Source organism: uncultured Campylobacter sp. (assembly GCF_938045595.1).
Classification (GTDB): domain Bacteria; phylum Campylobacterota; class Campylobacteria; order Campylobacterales; family Campylobacteraceae; genus Campylobacter_B.
In genome coordinates this window covers 1-3,662 of record NZ_CALIBB010000106.1, presented here as the reverse complement: position 1 = coordinate 3,662, position 3,662 = coordinate 1, and the positions used below count along the sequence as shown (strand labels likewise).

The window sequence follows — 3,662 nt, the reverse complement described above, 5'->3', positions numbered from 1 at the left end:
AGGCAGAGCCGATATGCTGGCGCTAGACGTGCGTGCCGCGCCGCAAAATCTAAAGCTGCGCGCACCCGATGTTTGGATATACTCGCGCCGCAACTCTTACAATAAGCCCAATGGCAACTTCACGCGGAAAAGAAAAATGTATAGCGAATGCGTCTGCTAGAAGCGAAGCAAAATCGGTACGATAAACGAGAGTATAGCGAAGGTTGAACGGGCAGCAGGCTATTTTTTAGAAAATCAATGTACCTTAATAATCGCAAACAACAATCTGCGTAGGGTAAAAGAATACGAATTTATAAAATAATGAGCATAACGGATGCGCGAATAGACTAAATTTTAACTTTCAATGTAGAGTGAGAATAATAGCCGCCCCTATAGGCATATGAAAGCAGAACTTCGCTCCAGCTTGCGCTGCAGCCGCATTGGCGAGACCATGCGAAAGCGCATCCCTTAATAAATACCCAATCCGTTACTCATTTTTTGCTCCTTCTTCTGGATTGTTTTTAATCAAATTTCTATCTGAAAAATTTATAAAAAATATCAATAAAAGTAGAAAAACCACCCCTTTTAAAAAGAATTTAAACTGTGCGGTCATCAAATATGGTCTTAACAATCTATGATCAAAATTATATTCTTTATATATTTTTCCATCTTTATCTTCAAGCTGTAAAATTTCATTATTGCCTAATATATCTGGGCTTGGCTCGCCGTAAATTTTGATTTTTTGCCCTTTTAGCTTTTCGTAAATATCGCTATCGCTTTTGCTTATTTCATAAACCTTTTTCTTGCCGTTTTCTAGTTCTATATGTATTCGTCCGCCGCTTCCGCGAAAATTATAATAAACGTTTCTTAAAATTCCGATATCTATCTCAAGCTCATTCAATTGTTTGGGCGCCGTATCCGTTCTATAAATAGTAAGAAGCATCCCGCACAGGACAAAAAGCAAACCATAGCAGCCTATGCTAGCCACCTGTGCCGGCGGATGCGAAACTCCCTTGATAAAAACACGCCTATAAAATACATCGTAAAAATAATATAAGAGCCTTTTTATATATTTTGTTATGAATTTCATAAAATTTCCTTTCATATTCTTTTGGATGTTTTATTGAGTGATAATAAATTTGCTCTAAATTTACAAAATTTCCCGCTTTAAATTTTAAATCTGAAGAAACTTTAAAACCAAGCAAAATTCAAAGACCAAACATGTAAAATCGCCACGGTAGGGTTTCCACCTGCGTAGCTATGGCTCAGCGCCGTGAAGTATAAAATTTCATCCGCCCTACTCCTCAAACAGATTTCTCTCCACGACCTTTAGTACGCGACCGAGCGCCTCGCGCGCCTTATCGGTTGCGATGCGGCCTTTGGCAGTCTTTTCGATGTAGCCGTTGGCGAGCAGATAGGGCTCGATGACGTCCTCGATCGTGCCCTCATCCTCGCTAAGCGCCGCCGCGATCGTGCTAAGCCCCAAGGCACGGCGCTTGGCGTCAAATAAAATTTCCAAATATTTTATATCCATCTCGTCAAAGCCCTGCTCGTCCACGCCCAGCGCTTCAAGCCCTTCGCGCGCGCGATCGTGCGAGATAGCGCCCTCGTCGCGCACCTCGGCAAAATCGCGTATGCGGCGCAGCAACCTCAGCGCGATACGCGGAGTGCCGCGGGAGCGGCGCGCGATCTCGGCACTGGCGTCGGCTGCGCTCTCCTTCCCGAGTTTAACCGAAGCGATCTGCACTATCCGCGCAAGCTCGGCGTGCGTGTAAAACTGCAAGCGAAACTGCATGCCGAAGCGATCCCGCAGCGGCGCCGAGATCATGCCCGCGCGCGTCGTGGCGCCGATGAGCGTAAAGTGCGGAATGTCGATCTTGATGGTCTGCGCGGCGGGCCCGGAGCCGATGATGATGTCGAGGCGGAAGTCCTCCATCGCCGAATACAGCACCTCCTCGATCGCGGGGCTTAGGCGGTGGATCTCGTCGATGAAAAGCACGTCGCCGCTTTGCAGGTTCGTTAAAATCGCCGCCAGATCGCCCGCCTTTTCGATCATCGGCGCGGCGGTGACCTTGATAGCGGCGCCCATTTGAGCGGCGATGATGTGCGCTAGCGTGGTTTTACCTAGCCCCGGCGGCCCGTAGAAAAGCACGTGATCGAGCACGTCGGCGCGCTTTTTCGCCGCGGCGATGGCGATAGCGAGGTTTGATTTGATCTTCTCCTGCCCCACGTAATCCTCGAAGCTTGACGGGCGCAGCGAGCTCTCCACGCTCTCATCGAGCTGCATCTTTTCGATCTCTACAATTCTGTCCATAATCTCTCTTTAATCGTTTTTAAAATTTTAGCAAGTGTAGCGAAAAATGGCTAAATTTTGACAATTTTAAAGGGACGGATCTTTGCGGGCGGAATAAAATTTGCCGCGCGGAATTTTACGGTACGCGCTTAGGGCTGGGGCTAAAAAGCAGAGCACCCGTCGCGAAAGACTGCGAAATTTTAGCGCGACGTTTTAAGGCTACGCTCATGCCGTCGCTCGCTATGCTTTTTAAGTGCGAAATTTTGCCGTAGCGGCTCCCAAACAGCGCGCGGGTCGCTAACTGCGCTAAATTTTAATGCATAGAATTTGATCGCGTAGAATTTAAGACTTTGGCGTTCGCGAGCGACGATTGCGGAGCAAGCAGCGCGAAATTTGAGCGCGTAGAATTTAGTGGCAAAATTTGGCTGTTTGAAAAATACGCGCGAGATTTTGCGACGTGAAATTTGGCGCCTGGAATTTTGCAGCAAAATTTTATCTCGTAAAATTTTAATGTGGACTTTGTTTTTGCGGCAGCGAGGCTTTAAATTCTATGCTTCAAGCTTTGCGGCGCGCAGCCGGCTAGAATTTTATCTCACACAATCGGTTAAAATTTTGCAAGAAATTCTGTGTAGAATTTTATGCAAAATCTAACTTGCGCGCTTGCACGGCTGGATAAAATTTCGCGCGGAGTTTTGTCTTTCGCGACCGCTTGGAATTCGGCGCGGATTATAAAATTTGCCGCTAAGCTTAACGCGGGCTCGTGCGATTAAATTTAGCCACGCAATCTCGCGCTGCCTTATCAATTGCGCTCCAAATTAAGGCACCAAATTTTTCCTGCGCGAGCCTAGTTCTACAAATCATGCTCTTCGATCAAAACGCTCTTGTTATTATCGCTACTACAGAATGCTCTATATGAGCCGGACGTTGTGCTTTCGAATAAAAATACTACGCCATCGCTTTCTAATTTTTTCGAGCAGCCCTTGGCGTGTAGCTTGGCGAGCTTCGGGCTATCAGGGGCATAAAACTGATAGCTATCGGTGAAGTGCTCCACGTATCGATAGGTGATCTCCGCCCAAGGCACCTGCTCGTCGCCGCTTCTATTTAGCACGATGGTTCTGGCGTTTATCGCCGCGAGCTTTGATTTTAGCTGCCCAAACGTCTTTTTGTCCCAGTCGATGAGCTTTAACCCATCGCCGATGCTCGGCGCATTATCTCTGAAAATGGAATTTGAATAAAATTTCGTCTCGTTGCCGTCCAAATCGATCCAAATATACTCATCGCCGTAAGTACTCTGAATCGTAACGCGCAAATTTTTAGGGAAGTTGCGACCTGCAAAAGCTAACAAGTCTAGAAATTTCTCGCGATTTTGCTCGTAGTTTTGCATCGGCGG

General features: G+C 46.9%; 4 protein-coding genes. All 4 read right to left on the bottom strand.

Annotated elements, in window-relative coordinates; genetic code table 11:
- Nucleotides 1-466: 466 nt before the first annotated feature.
- Entirely contained in the window at nt 467-1,069 is a 603-nt protein-coding gene (locus tag Q0340_RS04305; RefSeq protein ID WP_298082309.1) for a hypothetical protein, read from the bottom strand.
- A 207-nt stretch (nt 1,070-1,276) separates the two neighbouring features.
- Nucleotides 1,277-2,293 (bottom strand): Holliday junction branch migration DNA helicase RuvB, encoded by a 1,017-nt coding sequence (gene ruvB, locus Q0340_RS04300; RefSeq protein ID WP_298082308.1) that lies wholly within the window; start codon nt 2,291-2,293, stop codon nt 1,277-1,279.
- Between the two features lie 626 nt (nt 2,294-2,919).
- A complete protein-coding gene (locus Q0340_RS04295) occupies nt 2,920-3,075 on the bottom strand; it encodes a hypothetical protein (protein WP_298082307.1) in 156 nt (51 codons plus the stop codon).
- 47 nt (nt 3,076-3,122) lie between these two features.
- A partial coding sequence (locus Q0340_RS04290) for a hypothetical protein (RefSeq protein WP_298082306.1) occupies nt 3,123-3,662 on the bottom strand: 540 nt, incomplete at its 5' end.